The organism is Geodermatophilus sp. SYSU D00684 (assembly GCF_054050455.1).
Genome location: NZ_JBJGZI010000032.1, coordinates 39,995 through 57,435 on the forward strand (window position 1 = coordinate 39,995; position 17,441 = coordinate 57,435).

The window sequence follows — 17,441 nt, forward strand, 5'->3', positions numbered from 1 at the left end:
CGGCGATGAGCGAGCCCGCGCAGGACCTCCGCGCCCCGGCCAGCGCCGCCGAGGCGCGCGCCCTGCTGCGCGAGGGCGAGATCGACGTCGAGGGCCGCATGCTCGACGCGAGCAACGTGACCCTGTTCGGCACCGTCCGCACCGGCACGCTCGAGGCCGAGTGCGTCTACAAGCCGGTCGCCGGCGAGCGGCCGCTGTGGGACTTCCCCGACGGCACCCTCGCCGGGCGCGAGGTGGCGGCGGCGCTGGTCAGCGAGGCCACCGGCTGGGACGTCGTCCCGCCCACCGTGCTGCGGGAGGGCCCGTTCGGCCCCGGCATGGTGCAGCTGTGGATCGACGGCGACCCGGACGTCGACCTGGCCGCGTTCGTCCGCTCCGACCACCCGGGCCTGCGCCGCATGGCGGTGTTCGACGCGGTCGTGAACAACGCCGACCGCAAGGGCGGGCACATCATCCCGACGGCGTCGGGCCACGTGTACGGCGTCGACCACGGCATCTGCTTCTCCACCGACCCGAAGCTGCGCACCCTGCTGTGGCGCTGGGCGGGCAAGCCGCTGCTGCTGGAGGCGCTCGCGGTGCTGGAGCGGCTGGCCGACGACCTGCGCGGCGACCTCGGCGAGGCGCTGCAGGAGCACCTGACCCGCCGCGAGGTCCGGTGCACGCAGCAGCGGGTGGCCGAGCTGCTGCGCACGCAGGTGCACCCCGAGCCGTCGGGGGACTGGCCCGCCCTGCCCTGGCCCCCCTTCTGACCCGCCGCGCGGGTTCGACGGTGTGCGCCGACGCCGCATCCCGGGCGCCGGAACGCGGCCTCGGCGCACCCGCTCGGGACCGTCGAACGCCCCCGCGGGCTCAGGACAGGTCGACCGCGGCGATCATCGCGGCCGCCTGCAGGCCGTCGCCGTCGACGGTGAGCACCTCCAGCGGCACCCGCCGCCAGCACGCCAGCAGCAGGTCCCCGGCGGTGCCGCGCAGGGTGGCCACCGGCTGCGGCCGGGTGCCGGCGAACAGCGTCCGCTCGACGCCGGCGTCGATCGCGTGCAGCACCACCGGGTGCGCGCCCTCGGGCGGGCCGTCGGGCAGCGCGCCGGGCACCATCACCTCCAGCCACTCGTCGATGCCGTCGAGGCCGACGTCGGGAGGGATGGGGCGGACGTCGCCGAGCACCTGCTCGACGTCGACGGTGTGGACGACGGCCTCCTGCACCTGACGCCGGAGCACGAAGCCGACGTCCTTCCGGGGCGCCCAGGTCCACACCCGCTCGGCGGGGTCGGCGCCGGCCAGCGCGGCCTCCAGCTCCGCGGACTGCCCGGCCGCCCAGCCCAGCAGCTCGTCGTCGGGACGGCGCTGCGGCGCTCCGTACCCGCCGGGGTCCTGGGCGCGGGTGCGCACCACCCAGGCCCAGAAGTGCTGGACCTCGCCGAGGTGCCAGACCAGGTCGGCCAGCGTCCAGCCGGGGCACCCGGGCACCGGGGCGGTCCAGCCGCCGGCCAGCACGGCCTCGGCGGCGGCGTCGGCGAACCGGGCGTCGGTGCGGCGCAGCACCGGCAGGTAGCCCGACAGCTCCATCGCGGCCTCCTCGCGCGGGGACGGGCCCCGACGCTAGCCCGTCAGCGGGCCCACAGGGCCGGCACCGGGCGGGCCGCGGCCCGGCGCAGCAGCAGCGCCGCGGCGGTGCGCTCGTCGAGCACCAGGTCGGTGACCAGCCCGCCGGCCAGCGCCGCGGCCAGCGCGGTGACCTTGTTGACGCCGGCCACCGCGCACACCCGGCGCGGGATGCGGCGAAGCGCCGGCGGGACCAGGCCGCTGGTGCGTGCGTTGATCGGGATGCCCTCCCAGGTCCCGTCGCCGCGCAGGAAGACGGTGCACACGTCGCCGACCACCGAGGCGGCGGCGAGGTCGGCGCGGTCGGCCGGGCCGAGGTAGCCCTCCGCCCAGACCCGGCTCGGCACCGGGCCGGCCATCGCGCCGACGCCGAACAGCGCGACGTCGGCGGACTGCTGGATGGCCAGCACCCGGCGCACGCTGCGCTCGCGCCACATCGCCTGCCGGGTCTCGGACCGGTCGAAGAACGCTGGCACGGGGAAGTGGTGCACCTGCGCGTCCCAGGCGGTGCCGAACCGGCCGAGGACGTCGCTGCCGTAGCCGACGCCGCTGCTGTGGGTGTTCATCGCCCCGTTGAGCTGGACGACGTGCGCGTCCCGCAGCGGCCGGGCCCGCAGGTGCTGGCCGACGGCGCTGGTGGTGGTGCCCCACGCCAGCCCGAGCGTCATCCCGTCGCCCATCGCCTCGTCCAGGACCGCCGCGGTCCGGCCGGCGACCAGCTGCAGCCGGGCGACGTCGGGGGCGTCCTCCGGCACCGACACCACCCGCGCCGTGACGCCGTACCGCGCGCCGAGCTCGCTCGCCATCGAGGCTGCACGTCCGTGCACGGCGCTGACCGAGACGGTGACGATGCCGAGCGCCCGCGCGGCGTCCAGCATCCGGGACACCGTGGACCGCGAGACCCCCTCCTCGGCGGCGATGTCCTCCATCCGCACGCGGTCCAGCCAGTACCGGCGGGCCACCCGCTCGAGGTCCTCGTCGGCCGCCACGCCCTGGCTCCCTCCCGGCGCGGGCGACCCCGCGCACCGGTCCCACGCTAACGCCGCGGTGCACGGACGTGCAGGTGGTTGCCCTGCGAGGCCAACAGGTGCAGGTTGACCCTCGTCCCCGGGTGCCGGCACCCCGCCGGCGCCCCGCACCACCCCCGCACCACCTCAGGAGTGCCCGGTGTCCACAGCCCTCTCGCCCGAGGTCCGCACCAACGCCCTCGACCGCATGTCCCGGGACGTCCTGGACGTCCTGGTCATCGGCGGCGGGGTCACCGGGGCCGGGGCCGCGCTCGACGCGGCCAGCCGCGGCCTGACGGTCGGCCTGCTCGAGCAGCGCGACTGGGCCTCGGGCACCTCGAGCCGGGCCAGCAAGCTGGTGCACGGCGGGCTGCGCTACCTGGAGATGCTGGACTTCGCGCTGGTCCGCGAGGCGCTGCACGAGCGCGGCCTGCTCGTCGGCCGGCTCGCCCCCCACCTGGTGCACCCGGTGCCCTTCCTCTACCCGATCCGGCACCGCGTGTGGGAGCGGGCCTACATCGGCGCGGGCATCGCCCTCTACGACACCCTCGGCGGCCTGCTCGGCCGCCGCGACGGCCACGGCGTGCCGCTGCACCGGCACCTGTCGAAGAAGGCGCTGCGCCGGGTGGCCCCCTCGCTGAAGGACGACGTCGCCGTCGGCGCCATCCGCTACTGGGACGCCAAGGTCGACGACGCCCGCCTCGTGCAGGTGCTCGTGCGCACCGCGGTCGGGCACGGCGCGCTGGCCGCCAGCCGCACCCAGGTCACCGGCTACCTGGAGGAGGACGGCCGGGTCGCCGGCGTGCGCGCGGTGGACCTCGAGACCGGCCGCGAGCTCACCGTCCGCGCCCGCCACGTCGTCGGCGCCACCGGGGTGTGGACCGACCAGACGGAGGAGCTCTTCCGCGCCCAGGGCCTGACCGTGCGCGCCTCCAAGGGCGTGCACATCGCCGTGCCGCGCGAGGCGATCGCCGGCGAGGACGGCTTCATCCTGCGCACCGAGAAGAGCGTGCTGTTCATCATCCCGTGGCCGACGCACTGGGTGATCGGCACGACCGACACCCCGTGGGACCTGGCCAAGGACCACCCGGTCGCCTCGGCCGCCGACGTCGACTACCTGCTCGACCACGCCAACGCGGTGCTCGAGCGCCCGCTCACCCGCGACGACGTCCTCGGCGTCTACACCGGCCTGCGCCCGCTGCTGCAGCCGGTCGACGAGGAGGCCGGCGGGACGACCCGGGTCTCCCGCGAGCACACCGCCGCCACCGTGCGGCCGGGCCTGACGATGATCGCCGGCGGCAAGTACACGACCTACCGCGTCATGGCCCGCGACGTCGTCGACATGGCGCTGCGCGACCGGGCGCCCGGCGAGGACCCCGACGCGCCGATCCCGGCCTCGCTCACCGAGGAGCTGCCGCTGGTGGGCGCCGACGGCTACCGGGTCCGCTGGAACCGCAAGGCGCACCTGGCCGCCGCGCACGGCTGGACCGAGCAGCGCGTGGAGCACCTGCTCGACCGCTACGGCAGCCTGGTCGACGAGGTCCTCGCCCTGGTCGACGCCGACCCCGAGCTCGGCCGCCCGCTGGAGGGCGCGCCGGACTACCTGCCGGCCGAGGTCGTCTACGCCGTCACCGCCGAGGGTGCGCTGCACCTGGAGGACGTGCTCACCCGCCGCACCCGGCTGTCCTACGAGCAGGCCGACCGGGGCACCGCCTCGGCCCGCGCCGCGGCCGACCTCATGGCGCCGCTGCTCGGCTGGGACGACGCCCAGCGGGAGCGGGAGATCAGCACCTACCTGGCGCGGGTGGAGGCCGAGCGCGCCGCCGAGGCGATGCCCGACGACACCTCGGCCGAACAGGCCCGCCTGCGGGCGCCGGAGATCCGGCCCTTCGCCGGCGCCTCCTGAGACCCCGGGCCGGCGGGGCGTCCCGCCGGCCCGGCGCGACCGCCGCTGCCGGAAGGAGGTGGACAGAGGGCTCGGCACGACCCGCCCGCACCGGGCGGGCCCCCATCACGGCACAACCGGACACAGAGAGGTGTCTCAGCGTGTCACTGACCTCCGTCTTCTTCTCCGAGGTGCTCGGCACCGCGATCCTGCTGCTCTTCGGCGTCGGCGTCGTCGCCAACGTCCTGCTCACCGACTCCAAGGGCCACGGCGGCGGCTGGCTGCTCATCAACTTCGGCTGGGGCCTGGGCGTCTTCGCCGGCGTCTACGCGGCCTACCGCAGCGGTGCCCACCTCAACCCGGCGGTCACCGTCGGGCTGTGGGCCTTCGGCGCCGACGAGTACGCCCCCGGTGTCGACGTCACGTTCGGCAGCACCCTGGTCTACTTCGCCGGCGAGTTCGTCGGCGCGTTCCTCGGCGCCGTCGTCGCCTGGCTCGCGTACCAGAAGCACTACGCCCGGCACGACGAGCCCGGGGAGATCCTGGCGACCTTCTCCACGGGCCCGGCGATCCGCAGCCTCCCGTGGAACGCGGTCACCGAGGCCATCGGCACCTTCGTGCTCGTCTACATCATCCTGAAGTTCGGTGACACGCCGAGCCAGATCGGGCCGCTGGCCGTCGCCCTGCTGGTCGTCGGGATCGGCAACTCGCTCGGTGGGCCGACCGGCTACGCGATCAACCCGGCCCGCGACCTGGGGCCGCGGATCGCGCACGCCGTGCTGCCCATCCCGAAGAAGGGCGGCAGCGACTGGGGCTACGCGTGGGTCCCCGTCGTCGGCCCGCTCGTCGGCGGTGCCCTGGCCGGCCTGCTGGCCCAGGGCTTCTGACCGCCCGGCCGTCCCGCCGGCCACCCGCCCCGACCGTCCGCACCCGACCCCTGCACCGTCCCCCTGCAACGACGCACCCGGAGGAACCGTGAGCAGCTACATCGCCGCCATCGACCAGGGCACCACCAGCACCCGCTGCATGATCTTCGACCACGACGGCGCCGTCGTCGGCGTCGGCCAGACCGAGCACCGGCAGATCATGCCGCGCGCCGGGTGGGTCGAGCACGACCCGATGGAGATCTGGACCAACGTCCGCGAGGTCGTCGGGCAGGCCCTGGCCCGCGCGGACCTGGTCGGCTCCGACCTCGCCGCCGTCGGCATCACCAACCAGCGCGAGACCACCGTCGTCTGGGACAAGAACACCGGCGAGCCGGTCTACAACGCGATCGTCTGGCAGGACACCCGCACCGACCGCATCTGCACCGAGCTCGGCGAGCTCGGCGGGGGAGCGGACCGGTACAAGGAGAAGGTGGGCCTGCCGCTGGCCACCTACTTCGCCGGGCCCAAGGTGACCTGGATCCTCGACAACGTGGAGGGCGCCCGCGAGCGCGCCGAGCGCGGCGACCTGCTCATGGGCACGGTCGACAGCTGGCTGCTCTGGCACGCGACCGGCGGCACCACCGGCGGCCAGCACATCACCGACGTCACCAACGCCTCGCGCACGATGCTCATGGACTACCGCACCCTCACGTGGGACGAGTCCATCGCCGCGGACATGCGCATCCCCGTGTCGATGCTGCCGGAGATCCGGTCCAGCTCGGAGGTCTACGGCGAGGGCCGGCACGCCGGCGCGCTGGCCGGCGTGAAGATCGCCAGCGCCCTCGGTGACCAGCAGGCGGCCACCTTCGGGCAGGTCTGCTTCCAGCAGGGCATGGCGAAGAACACCTACGGCACCGGCAACTTCCTGCTGCTCAACACCGGCGAGGAGGCGGTGTCCTCGCGCAACGGCCTGCTGACGACGGTCTGCTACCAGATCGGCGGCCGCAAGCCCGTCTACGCGCTGGAGGGCTCGATCGCCGTCACCGGCTCGCTGGTGCAGTGGGTGCGGGACAACCTGCGCCTGATCGGCGGCGCCGGGGAGATCGAGGCGGTGGCCCGGTCGGTGGACGACAACGGCGGCGCCTACTTCGTGCCGGCGTTCTCCGGCCTGTTCGCCCCGCACTGGCGCTCCGACGCGCGCGGCGCGCTGGTCGGGCTCACCCGCTACGTCAACCGCGGCCACCTGGCCCGGGCGGTGCTGGAGGCCACGGCCTACCAGACCCGCGAGGTCGTCGAGGCCATGAACGCCGACTCGGGGGTGGCCCTCACCGAGCTGCGCGTCGACGGCGGCATGGTGGTCAACGAGCTGCTCATGCAGTTCCAGGCCGACATCCTCGGCGTCGACGTCGTCCGCCCGAAGATCGCCGAGACGACCGCGCTGGGCGCGGCCTACGCCGCGGGCCTCGCGGTCGGGTTCTGGGCCGACGAGGAGGAGCTCACCAGCCAGTGGGCCGAGGACAAGCGGTGGAGCCCGGGCATGGACGACACCGCCCGCGACCGGCAGTACCGCAAGTGGCAGAAGGCGGTGACCCGGACCCTCGAGTGGGTCGACGAGGACGACGAGTAGCCGACCGGCAGCCGGCCGGGCTCCGCGGGCGCCGTCCCCAGGTGGGGGCGGCGCCCGCGGGCGCGCCGGCACCGCAACTAGGCTCGTTGACGTGCTCAGCTGGCCCGCCCCGCTCCTGCCGACCCTCCCGGGCCCCGGTCCGGTCCTGCGGCTCTACGACACCGCGCGCGGGCAGGTCGTGGACACCGAGCCCGACGCCGTGGCGCGGATGTACGTCTGCGGGATCACCCCCTACGACGCCACCCACCTCGGCCACGCCGCCACCTACCTGGCCTTCGACCTGGCCAACCGGGTGTGGCGCGACGCCGGGCACGCGGTCCACTACGTGCAGAACGTGACCGACATCGACGACCCGCTGCTCGAGCGCGCCGAGCGCGACGGCGAGGACTGGGTCGTCCTGGCCATGCGCGAGACCGCGCTGTTCCGCGAGGACATGACCGCGTTGCGGGTGCTGCCGCCCGAGGACTACGTCGGCGCGGTGGCGGCGATCCCGATGATCGTCGCCCACGTGGAGACCCTGCTGGACGCGGGCCTGGCCTACGTCCTCGACGACGGCACCGGCGACGTCTACCACGACGTCGCGCAGGCCCCGGGCTTCGGCGAGGAGTCCGGCTACGACGAGGCGACCATGCTCGCGCTGTCCGCCGAGCGCGGCGGGGACCCCGACCGCCCGGGCAAGCGCAACCGGCTCGACCCGCTGCTGTGGCGCGGCGCCCGCGAGGGCGAGCCGTCCTGGCCCGGCCCGCGCGGCATCGACGGCCGGCCCGGCTGGCACGTCGAGTGCGCCGCGATCGCGCTGGACACCATCGGCATGGGCTTCGACGTCCAGGGCGGCGGCAGCGACCTGGTCTTCCCGCACCACGAGTACTCCGCCGTCCACGCCGAGGCGCTGACCGGGACCAAGCCCTTCGCCCGGGCCTACGTGCACGCGGCGATGATCGGCCTGGACGGCGAGAAGATGAGCAAGAGCCGGGGCAACCTGGTGTTCGTCTCCAAGCTGCGCGGCGAGGGCGTGGACCCGATGGCGATCCGGCTGGCGCTGCTGTCGGGGCACTACCGCACCGACCGTGCCTGGACGCCGGACCTGCTGTCCGCCGCCGAGGCGCGGCTGGCCACCTGGCGGCGGGCCGTCGCCCGCGACGCCGGCGCCCCTGCCGCGCCGGTGCTGGCGGCGCTGCGCGAGCGGCTGGCCGACGACCTCGACAGCCCCGGCGCGATCGCCGCCGTCGACGCCTGGGCGGCCGCGACGCTGGCCGGGGACGGGGAGAGCGAGGAGGGCGCCCCGGCGATGGTGGCCGACGCCGTCGACGCGCTGCTCGGGATCGAGCTCGACACCGCGCTGCAGGAGGGCTGATGGGCGGGGGCTTCTGCTTCACCGACCGCGCCGCGCGCGAGCGGGAGGAGCAGGGCCTCGCCCCGGCCGCGGCCCGGTCGGCGGCCACCCGCGGCCGCGCCGTCGACGAGCCCGAGGACCCGCTGCGCACCGCCTTCGAGCGGGACCGGGACCGCATCCTGCACGCCAAGGCATTCCGCCGGCTCAAGCACAAGACCCAGGTCTTCCTCAACCCCGACGGCGACCACTTCGTCACCCGGCTCACCCACACGCTGCAGGTCACCCAGGTGGCCCGCGCGATCGCCCGCGCGCTGGGGCTGAACGAGACCCTCGCCGAGGCGATCGCGCTGGGCCACGACGTCGGTCACTCGCCGTTCGGGCACATCGGCGAGGACGCCTTCGACCCCTACGTGCCCGGCGGGTGGCACCACGCGGCGCAGGGCGTGCGGATCGTCGAGGTGCTCGAGCACCTGAACCTCACCTGGGAGGTGCGCGACGGCATCCGCGCGCACAGCTGGAAGATCGCCCCGCCGCCGGCCACGCGCGAGGGGGAGTGCGTCCGGTACGCCGACCGGATCGCCTACCTGTCCCACGACGCGCTCGACGCCGTACGCGCCGGCGTGCTCCGGGTGCCCGACCTGCCCGCCCGCGCCTGCGCGCTGTTCGGCGAGCCCGGCAGCGCGATGGTGGGCGCGATGGTCGACGCCGTCGTCGCCGGGTCCCTGGCCGACGGCGGCGCGGTGGTCATGGCCGCCGAGCCGCTGGCCGCGATGGACGAGCTGCGCACGTTCATGTTCCGGCGGGTCTACCTGTCCGAGACCGCGGCGGGGCAGAAGCAGCTGGCGGTCGACGTCATCCGCCGGCTGGTCGACCACCACCTCGCCGCGCCCGGCCTCATCCCGGCGTCCTACCGGGACACCGAGGCCGACGTCGTCACCCAGGTCGTCGACTACGTGTCGGGGATGACCGACCGGTACGCGCTGGCCACCCACGACCGGCTCTTCGGCGACGACGCCGCCGCCCGCATGGCCCCGCTGCTGCGCCGCGAGTGAGCGGGCGGGGCCGGGTCGTCGGCGCCGCGCCCGCCTGATGCCGGGCCGGTGCCGGCGTCGCCCGTGCCCTGCGGGTCCTGCGGCACCGGCAGTGCACGGGGAACGCCCGCACTGCCGCCGTCTCGACCGTTATCCCCAACTCGGCCGCGGCTCCGGCCGGTAGGCGCCGCCGGAGGCGGGGCCGGTTGCCGGGGAGGGCCGCTCAGTTGGGCGAGGAGCCGCGGCGGCGGAGGTAGCGCTCGAACTCGCGGGCGATCTGGTCGCCGTCGGCCTGGGACAGGTCGCTCTCCGTGGCGCGCTCCTCGAGCGAGCGCACGTACTCGACGACCTCGGCGTCCTCCTGGGCCATCTCGTCGACGGTCTTCACCCACTCGTCGGCCTGCTGGGGGAGCGCGCCGAGCGGCACGGCCAGCTCCAGCACCTCCTCGACCCGCTGCAGCAGCGCGACGGTGGCCCGCGGCGAGGGCGGCTGGGAGACGTAGTGGGGGACCGCCGCCCAGAAGCTCACCGCCGGCAGGCCGGCCTGCACGCACGCGTCCTGGAAGACGCCGAGGATGCCGGTGGGCCCCTCGTAGCGGGAGGTCTCCAGGCCGTAGGTGCGCGCGGACTCCTGGTCGTAGGCCGAGCCCGAGACCGGGGTGGGCCGGGTGTGCGGGGTGTCGGCGAGCAGCGCGCCCAGCGCCACCACGGTCTGCACGCCGAGCTCCTCGCACAGCTCGATCAGCTCGGCGCAGAACCCGCGCCAGCGCATGTTGGGCTCGATCCCGCGGATCAGGACGACGTCGCGGTCGCTGCCCGGCGGGCGGGCCACGGAGATGCGCGTCGTCGGCCACTCGATGCGCCGGCTCACCCCGCCCACGAGCGAGACGGTGGGCCGGTTGACCTGGAAGTCGTAGTAGTCCTCGGGGTCGAGCGCCGCCAGGGGGGTGGCGTCCCAGATGAGCTCCAGGTGCTCGAGCGCCCCGGTGGCGGCGTCCCCGGCGTCGTTCCAGCCCTCGAAGGCGACCACCGCCACCGGCTGGTTCAGCTGGGGCAGTTCCTCGGGAGCGGACTTCGGGTCGATCACCCCTGCGAGCCTACGTCGGTCGGGCGGCCCGGCCGGGGTGGAGCGGGATGGGAAGATGTCCCGGACGTCCCGGGTTGCTCCCCGGACCACCCGGCTCCGGTGTGGGGCACGCTTGCACAGGAGTTCCCGGCACCGTCCCGAACGCACCCCGAGGATGCCCGTGACCGACGCCCCCGACCTCCGGCCCGACGCGACGGCGGAGCTCACCGCCCTGATGGAGCAGCGGATCCTCGTGCTCGACGGCGCGATGGGGACCGCGATCCAGCGGGACCGCCCGAGCGAGGCCGGCTACCGCGGGGAGCGCTTCGCCGACTGGCCGGTCGACGTCCAGGGCAACAACGACCTGCTGGTGCTCACCCAGCCGGAGCTCATCGCGGGCATCCACCGCGAGTACCTCGACGCCGGCGCCGACCTCCTCGAGACCAACACCTTCAACGCCAACGCCGTGTCGCTGGCCGACTACGGCATGGCCGGGCTCGCGCGGGAGATCAACGTCGCGGCGGCCCGGCTGGCCCGCCGGGAGGCCGACGCGGCCACCGCGCGCACCCCCGGCCGGCGCCGCTACGTGGCCGGCGCGCTCGGCCCCACCACCCGGACGGCGTCCATCTCGCCCGACGTCAACGACCCCGGCGCCCGCAACGTCACCTTCCCCGAGCTGGTCGCGGCCTACCTCGAGCAGGCCGGCGGCCTGGTCGACGGCGGCGCGGACGTGCTGCTGGTCGAGACGATCTTCGACACGCTCAACGCCAAGGCCGCGATCGTCGCGCTGGAGACGCTGTTCGAGCAGCGCGGCCGCCGCTGGCCGGTGATGATCTCCGGCACCATCACCGACGCCTCCGGCCGGACGCTGTCGGGGCAGACCACCGAGGCGTTCTGGCACTCGGTCCGTCACGTGCGGCCGCTGGTGGTCGGGCTCAACTGCGCGCTGGGCGCCAAGGAGATGCGGCCCTACGTCGCCGAGCTGGCGCGGATCGCCGACACCTTCGTCTCCTGCTATCCCAACGCCGGGCTGCCCAACGCCTTCGGCGAGTACGACGAGGCGCCGGCCCACACCGCCGGCGTGCTGCACGGGTTCGCCGAGGACGGCTTCGTCAACGTCGTGGGCGGCTGCTGCGGGACGACGCCGGAGCACATCGCGGCGGTCGCCGCGGCCGTGGACGGGCTGCCGCCGCGCACGCCGCCGGTGGTCCGCCCGGCGCTGCGGCTGTCGGGGCTGGAGCCGCTGACCGTCGACGCCGACTCGCTGTTCGTCAACGTCGGCGAGCGCACCAACATCACCGGCTCGGCCCGCTTCCGCCGGCTGATCCGCGACGGCGACTACCCGACGGCGCTGGCCGTCGCCCGCCAGCAGGTCGAGGCCGGCGCGCAGGTCATCGACGTCAACATGGACGAGGGCATGATCGACGGCGTCGCGGCGATGACCCGCTTCACCCGCCTGATCGCCGCCGAGCCCGACATCTGCCGCGTGCCGGTGATGGTCGACTCCTCCAAGTGGGAGGTCATCGAGGCGGGCCTCCAGCAGCTGCAGGGCAAGTCGATCGTCAACTCGATCTCGCTGAAGAACGGCGAGGCGGAGTTCGTCGAGCAGGCCCGGCTGTGCCGGAAGTACGGCGCCGCCGTCGTCGTCATGGCCTTCGACGAGGACGGGCAGGCCGACACCCTCGAGCGCCGGCAGCAGATCTGCCGCCGCGCGTACGACGTCCTCGTCGACCGGGTCGGCTTCCCCGCCGAGGACGTGATCTTCGACCCCAACGTCTTCGCCGTCGCCACCGGCATCGAGGAGCACGCCCGCTACGGCCTGGACTTCATCGAGGCCACCCGCTGGATCAAGGAGAACCTGCCGGGCGCGCTGGTGTCCGGCGGCGTCTCCAACGTCTCGTTCTCCTTCCGCGGCAACAACCGCGTCCGCGAGGCCATCCACGCCGTCTTCCTCTTCCACGCCATCGCCGCCGGCATGGACATGGGCATCGTCAACGCCGGCGCGCTGGAGGTGTTCGAGGAGGTCCCCGAGCGGCTGCGCGAGCGGATCGAGGACGTCGTCCTGGCCCGCCGGCCCGACGCCACCGAGCGGCTGCTGGAGATCGCCGGCGAGTACGCCGCCTCCGGCGCCGCCGAGGAGGCCGCCGCCGAGGAGTGGCGGGCGCTGCCGGTCGAGGAGCGGATCACCCACGCGCTGGTGAAGGGCATCGACGAGTTCGTCGAGGCCGACACCGAGGAGCTGCGCCTGGAGATCGCCGCGCGCGGCGGCCGGCCGATCGAGGTCATTGAGGGCCCGCTGATGGGCGGGATGAACGTCGTCGGCGACCTGTTCGGCGCCGGGAAGATGTTCCTGCCGCAGGTGGTGAAGTCCGCGCGGGTGATGAAGAAGGCCGTCGCCCACCTCGTGCCCTTCATCGAGGCGGAGAAGCAGCCCGGCGACGCCGACCGCACCAACGGCACCGTGGTCATGGCGACGGTGAAGGGCGACGTCCACGACATCGGCAAGAACATCGTCGGCGTCGTGCTGCAGTGCAACAACTACGACGTCGTCGACCTCGGCGTCATGGTGCCGGCGCAGAAGGTGCTCGACACCGCCAAGGAGGTCGGCGCCGACGTCATCGGCCTGTCCGGGCTGATCACGCCGTCGCTGGACGAGATGGTCAACCTGGCCGCCGAGATGGAGCGGCAGGGCTTCGAGGTGCCCCTGCTCATCGGCGGGGCGACCACCTCGCGGGCGCACACCGCGGTCAAGGTGGCGCCGCGCTACCACGGGCCGGTCATCTGGGTGAAGGACGCGTCGCGGTCGGTGCCGGTCGTCGCGGCGCTGCTGTCCGACGAGCAGCGCCCCGGCCTGCTGGCGGCCACCGGGACCGAGTACGAGGCGCTGCGCGAGCGGCACGCCGCGCGCACCGACACCCGGACGCTGCTGCCGCTGGCCGCCGCCCGCGCCGCCGCGCCGGCGCTGGACTGGTCGGCCTACACCCCGCCGCGGCCGCGGATGCTGCTGCAGCAGACCCGCGACGTGTGCACCGGGCCCGCCTGCGACCACGCGCACGGCGACGCCGCGGTGGCGCACACCCGGGTGCTGCGCGACTACCCGCTGGAGGAGCTGCGCGGCTACATCGACTGGCAGCCGTTCTTCACCGCCTGGGAGATGCGCGGCCGGTTCCCCGACCTGCTGCACAACCCGGCCACCGGCGACGCCGCGCGGCGGCTGTACGCCGACGCGCAGCAGATGCTCGACCGGATCGTCGCCGAGCGCTGGCTCACCGCCTCCGGCGTGTTCGGGCTGTTCCCGGCGGCCCGGGTCGACGGCGAGGACATCGAGGTCTACGCCGACGAGTCCCGCACGCGGGTGCGCGCGGTGCTGCACCAGCTCCGGCAGCAGACCGAGGGCCGCGACGGCGCCCCGCGCAGGTCGCTCGCCGACTTCGTGGCGCCCAGGGAGACCGGGCTGCGGGACCACGTCGGCGCCTTCGCCGTCACCGCCGGGCTCGGGTCGGCCGAGCGGGTCGCGGCGTTCAAGGGCGCCCACGACGACTACTCGGCGATCATGCTCGAGGCGCTCGCCGACCGGCTGGCCGAGGCGTTCGCCGAGCGGCTGCACGAGCGGGTGCGCCGCGAGTTCTGGGGCTACGCCGCCGACGAGCGGCTGGACAACGACGCCCTCATCGCCGAGCGCTACCGCGGCATCCGGCCCGCGCCCGGCTACCCGGCCTGCCCCGAGCACACCGAGAAGCAGACGATCTGGGAGCTGCTCGACGTCGAGGCCTCGATCGGGCTGCAGCTGACCGAGTCGATGGCCATGTGGCCGGGGGCGGCGGTGAGCGGGCTGTACTTCTCGCACCCGGAGGCTCGGTACTTCAACCTGGGCCGGCTGGGCCGCGACCAGGTCGAGGACTACGCCCGCCGCAAGGGCTGGACGCTGGCCGAGGCCGAGCGCTGGCTGGCCCCCAACCTGGGGTACCGCACGGACGAGGACTAGCGCCGTCAGCGCTGCGGGACGGTGATCTTGTACTGGGCGATCTTGCGGTAGAGGGTCGCCCGGCCGATGCCGAGCTCCTCGGCGACGCGGGTCATCGTGGTGCCCGGCTCGGTCAGGCACCGCACGATCTCGTCGCGCTCGAGCCGCTCCAGCCGGGACAGCGGCCGGGCGCCGCCGTCGAGCACCTCCGGGGCCAGGTGGTGCACGTCGACGACGTCGGCGCGGGCCGCCGCCTCGCGCACCACCCGCCGCAGTTGCGCGACGTTGCCCGGCCAGCCGCAGGCGGTCAGCGCCCGGGCCGCCCGCGGGGTGAACGCCACGTCCCGGTGCCGCTCCTGCCGCGCGGTCCAGGCCGCCAGCGGGAGCACGTCGTCGGCGCGGTCGCGCAGCGGCGGCACCTCGACGACGGCGTCGGCCAGCCGGGCGATCGGCTCGGGCAGCGCCGCGTACTCCGGCGCGGTGAGCACCGCCGGCTGCGGGCGCCCGGCGCGGCGGACCGTGGCCAGCACCTGCGCCAGCTCCCCGGCGGCCCAGGCCGGCAGCCGGTGCAGCCCGGAGACGATCACGCAGGTGTCGGCGTCGCGGAGCTCGGGGGTCCACAGCTCCAGCCACGGGGCGACGTCCCCGGCCTCCGGCGCGCGGGCCTGCAGCAGCCGCTGCCGGCCGGGCAGCCGCCGCCGGGCCAGCGCGGCCGCCGTCGCCTTGCCCGCCCCCTCCTCGCCGACGACGACCGCCAGCCGGCCCGAGGCGACCGCGACCGCCGCCCGGTCGACCGCCGCCCGCCACGCGGGGGAGACGCACGGGTCGCCGTCGTCGGGGGCGAGTGAGCCGCCGACCACCCGGAACACCTCGCCGCGCGGCGCCGGGCGCAGCAGCCGGCCGCGCGAGCGCACCGCCATGAGGGCGCTGGTGGCGCTGGCCGCCGTCTGCGCCAGGCCCAGGAGCAGGTCGGAGGAGGAGTCCGACCAGGTGGTCAGGTTGATGCTGCCGGCCAGCTCGCCGGTCACCGGCTCCAGCACGGGCGCGGCGGCGCAGGTGTAGCCCCGCAGGTCGGTGACCCAGTGGTCGTCGGCCCGCACCAGCGACGGCGCCCGGTCGGCCAGCGACAGGCCCAGGCCGTTGGTGCCGGCGTTGCGCTCGGCGTAGGAGAAGCCCGGCGCCAGGTGCACCCGGTCCAGCGCCCGCTGGATCGAGGTGTCGTCGCCGATCCGGGCCAGCACGAACCCGGCGGGGTCGGCGACCATGAGGCTCACCGGCTCGTTGGCGATCGTCGACTGCAGGTCGGTGAGGACCCGGTGCGCGCACTCGTAGAGCAGCGACCCGGTGTCCGGCGTCCCGGTGAACACCGGCACCACCTCGTCGGGCGGCACGCCGTAGCCCTGGCTGCGCCGCCACGACGCGCGGACCCGCGGGGCGCTGCCCCGGGCGGCCGGCACGGTCGCGGGCAGCGGCTCCGGCGGGGTGACCAGCTCGTCCACGGTCACCTCCGGACAGCAGGACACCTGTGGCCTGTGTCACCGGAAGGTACCCGCCGCCGCGGCGGCCGGGGCGTCTCAAAGTGGGACACCGGGACGGTTCTCGGCGCCTCGCGACCCGCCCTAGCGTCGGCGGCGGAGAGGTGACCCGCCTCACAACCGGAGCCGACGGAGGCCGACGGATGTACACCAAGGACGGCGAGCAGTACTACGTGGTGGACGCGCACATCGCGCTGTGGGACGCCCGGCCGGAGAACCAGCGCAACATCCACGGCAAGCAGTTCATCGACTGCTTCTACGACTACCACCGCAACCTCAGCCCGGAGTCCGAGACCTGGGGCTACGAGGAGTACCTCTACCAGGGCGGCGAGCGGCTGATGCGCGACGTGTTCGTCGACGGCATCGTCGACCACGCGGTCTTCCAGCCGGCCCGGCTGGCGGAGTTCTACCACCGCGGGTTCGGCCAGACCGAGGAGGCGTTCGCCCTCGCGCAGGCCCACCCGGACAAGCTCACCTACAACCACTACTGGGACCCGCGCGACGGCGAGAACGGCCTGGACGCGCTCCGCGCGAACGCCGAGCGGATGCACCTCAAGGGCGTGAAGCTCTACACCGCCGACTGGCACGGGGAGTCCCGGGGCTGGAAGCTCACCGACCCGATGGCCTACCGCTACTTCGAGCTGTGCCGCGAGCTGGGCATCCGCAACATCCACATCCACAAGGGCCCGACGATCCGGCCGCTGGACCGGGACGCCTTCGACGTCGCCGACGTCGACCACGTGGCCAGCGACTTCACCGACCTGACCTTCGTGGTGGAGCACTGCGGGCTGCCGCGGCTGGAGGACTTCTGCTGGATCGCCACCCAGGAGCCCAACGTGTACGCGGGGCTGGCCGTGGCCATGCCGTTCATCCACACCCGGCCGCGGTACTTCGCCCAGATCATGGGCGAGCTCGTCTACTGGCTGGGCGTGGACCGGATCCTGTTCTCCAGCGACTACGCGCTGTGGACGCCGAAGTGGCTGGTCGAGAAGTTCGTGGACTTCCAGATCCCGGAGGACATGAGTCCCGAGTACGCGCCGATCACCACCGAGGAGAAGAAGAAGGTGCTCGGCCTCAACGCCGCCCGCCTCTACGACCTGCGGGTGCCCGAGCACCTGCGGCTGCCCGAGGCCGACGAGACCGAGACCGGCCCCCGGGAGCCGGCCGCGGCCGACCTCGCGGGCGTCCGGTGACCGCCGTCCTGCCCGACCTCGCCGCCGAGGTCCGCGCGGCCCTCGGGACCGTCGTCGACCCCGAGCTGGACGAGCCGATCACCGACCTCGGGTTCGTCCGCTCGGTGGCCGTCCACGGCGGCACCGTCGAGGTGCACCTGCGGCTGCCGACGTCGTTCTGCGCGCCGAACTTCGCCTGGCTGATGGTCTCCGACGCGCACGACGCCCTCTCCGCCGTCCCCGGGGTGCGGCGGGGGGGGGGGGGGGGGGGGGGGGGGGGGGGGGGGGGGGGGGGGGGGGGGGGGGGGGGGGGGGGGGGGGCGGGGGGGGGGGGGGGGGGGGGGGGGGGGGGG

General features: G+C 74.8%; 13 protein-coding genes. 9 read left to right on the forward strand and 4 right to left on the reverse strand.

What is annotated here, in order from left to right; translation table 11 throughout:
- Positions 1-5 precede the first annotated feature (5 nt).
- Complete coding sequence (locus ACI79L_RS20310; RefSeq protein WP_456938522.1) at positions 6-749, forward strand: SCO1664 family protein; 744 nt, start codon at positions 6-8, stop codon at positions 747-749.
- Between the two features lie 100 nt (positions 750-849).
- Here the strand turns inward: ACI79L_RS20310 and ACI79L_RS20315 are convergent, their stop codons facing one another.
- Entirely contained in the window at positions 850-1,566 is a 717-nt protein-coding gene (locus tag ACI79L_RS20315; protein WP_456938523.1) for a maleylpyruvate isomerase family mycothiol-dependent enzyme, read from the reverse strand.
- A 41-nt stretch (positions 1,567-1,607) separates the two neighbouring features.
- Positions 1,608-2,591 (reverse strand): sugar-binding transcriptional regulator, encoded by a 984-nt coding sequence (locus tag ACI79L_RS20320; RefSeq protein WP_456938524.1) that lies wholly within the window; start codon positions 2,589-2,591, stop codon positions 1,608-1,610.
- Positions 2,592-2,769: 178 nt separating this feature from the next.
- Here ACI79L_RS20320 and ACI79L_RS20325 point away from each other — a divergent pair, with 178 nt between their 5' ends.
- The 5 genes from ACI79L_RS20325 (at position 2,770) to ACI79L_RS20345 (ending at position 9,372) form a co-directional block, all read left to right on the forward strand.
- Complete coding sequence (locus ACI79L_RS20325; RefSeq protein WP_456938525.1) at positions 2,770-4,515, forward strand: glycerol-3-phosphate dehydrogenase/oxidase; 1,746 nt, start codon at positions 2,770-2,772, stop codon at positions 4,513-4,515.
- Positions 4,516-4,655: 140 nt separating this feature from the next.
- The gene (locus ACI79L_RS20330) at positions 4,656-5,381 is read left to right on the forward strand and encodes an MIP/aquaporin family protein (protein ID WP_456938526.1); all 726 of its coding nucleotides are present in this window, start codon (positions 4,656-4,658) and stop codon (positions 5,379-5,381) included.
- Between the two features lie 88 nt (positions 5,382-5,469).
- Positions 5,470-6,987 carry a glycerol kinase GlpK gene (gene glpK / locus ACI79L_RS20335; protein ID WP_456938527.1) on the forward strand — a complete coding sequence of 506 codons (1,518 nt, stop codon included), beginning with the start codon at positions 5,470-5,472 and terminating at the stop codon, positions 6,985-6,987.
- A 91-nt stretch (positions 6,988-7,078) separates the two neighbouring features.
- On the forward strand, positions 7,079-8,341 hold the full coding sequence (mshC, locus tag ACI79L_RS20340; protein ID WP_456938528.1) for a cysteine--1-D-myo-inosityl 2-amino-2-deoxy-alpha-D-glucopyranoside ligase: 1,263 nt from the start codon (positions 7,079-7,081) through the stop codon (positions 8,339-8,341).
- The gene (locus ACI79L_RS20345; protein WP_456938529.1) at positions 8,341-9,372 is read left to right on the forward strand and encodes an HD domain-containing protein; all 1,032 of its coding nucleotides are present in this window, start codon (positions 8,341-8,343) and stop codon (positions 9,370-9,372) included. The genes mshC and ACI79L_RS20345 overlap by 1 nt, the downstream gene beginning before the upstream one ends.
- Before the next feature lie 202 nt (positions 9,373-9,574).
- Here ACI79L_RS20345 and ACI79L_RS20350 read toward each other — a convergent pair whose 3' ends face one another.
- A complete protein-coding gene (locus ACI79L_RS20350) occupies positions 9,575-10,438 on the reverse strand; it encodes a PAC2 family protein (RefSeq protein WP_456938530.1) in 864 nt (287 codons plus the stop codon).
- 160 nt (positions 10,439-10,598) lie between these two features.
- Between ACI79L_RS20350 and metH the strand changes: the two genes are divergently transcribed.
- Positions 10,599-14,402 carry a methionine synthase gene (gene metH / locus ACI79L_RS20355; RefSeq protein ID WP_456938531.1) on the forward strand — a complete coding sequence of 1,268 codons (3,804 nt, stop codon included), beginning with the start codon at positions 10,599-10,601 and terminating at the stop codon, positions 14,400-14,402.
- A 5-nt stretch (positions 14,403-14,407) separates the two neighbouring features.
- Here the strand turns inward: metH and ACI79L_RS20360 are convergent, their stop codons facing one another.
- On the reverse strand, positions 14,408-15,886 hold the full coding sequence (locus ACI79L_RS20360) for an AAA-type ATPase lid domain-containing protein (protein WP_456938532.1): 1,479 nt from the start codon (positions 15,884-15,886) through the stop codon (positions 14,408-14,410).
- Positions 15,887-16,059: 173 nt separating this feature from the next.
- Here ACI79L_RS20360 and ACI79L_RS20365 point away from each other — a divergent pair, with 173 nt between their 5' ends.
- Positions 16,060-17,109, forward strand: coding sequence for an amidohydrolase family protein (locus ACI79L_RS20365; RefSeq protein ID WP_456938533.1), 1,050 nt, complete (start codon positions 16,060-16,062; stop codon positions 17,107-17,109).
- A partial coding sequence (locus ACI79L_RS20370) for an iron-sulfur cluster assembly protein (protein ID WP_456938534.1) occupies positions 17,106-17,441 on the forward strand: 336 nt, incomplete at its 3' end. The genes ACI79L_RS20365 and ACI79L_RS20370, both read left to right, overlap by 4 nt.

What these genes read in the sequence shown, in the direction of transcription:
- ACI79L_RS20310 (WP_456938522.1), top strand. Translation starts at nt 6, where the DNA reads ATGAGCGAGCCCGCGCAGGACCTCCGCGCCCCGGCCAGCGCCGCCGAG.
- ACI79L_RS20315 (WP_456938523.1), bottom strand. Translation starts at nt 1,566, where the DNA reads ATGGAGCTGTCGGGCTACCTGCCGGTGCTGCGCCGCACCGACGCCCGG.
- ACI79L_RS20345 (WP_456938529.1), top strand. Translation starts at nt 8,341, where the DNA reads ATGGGCGGGGGCTTCTGCTTCACCGACCGCGCCGCGCGCGAGCGGGAG.
- ACI79L_RS20365 (WP_456938533.1), top strand. Translation starts at nt 16,060, where the DNA reads ATGTACACCAAGGACGGCGAGCAGTACTACGTGGTGGACGCGCACATC.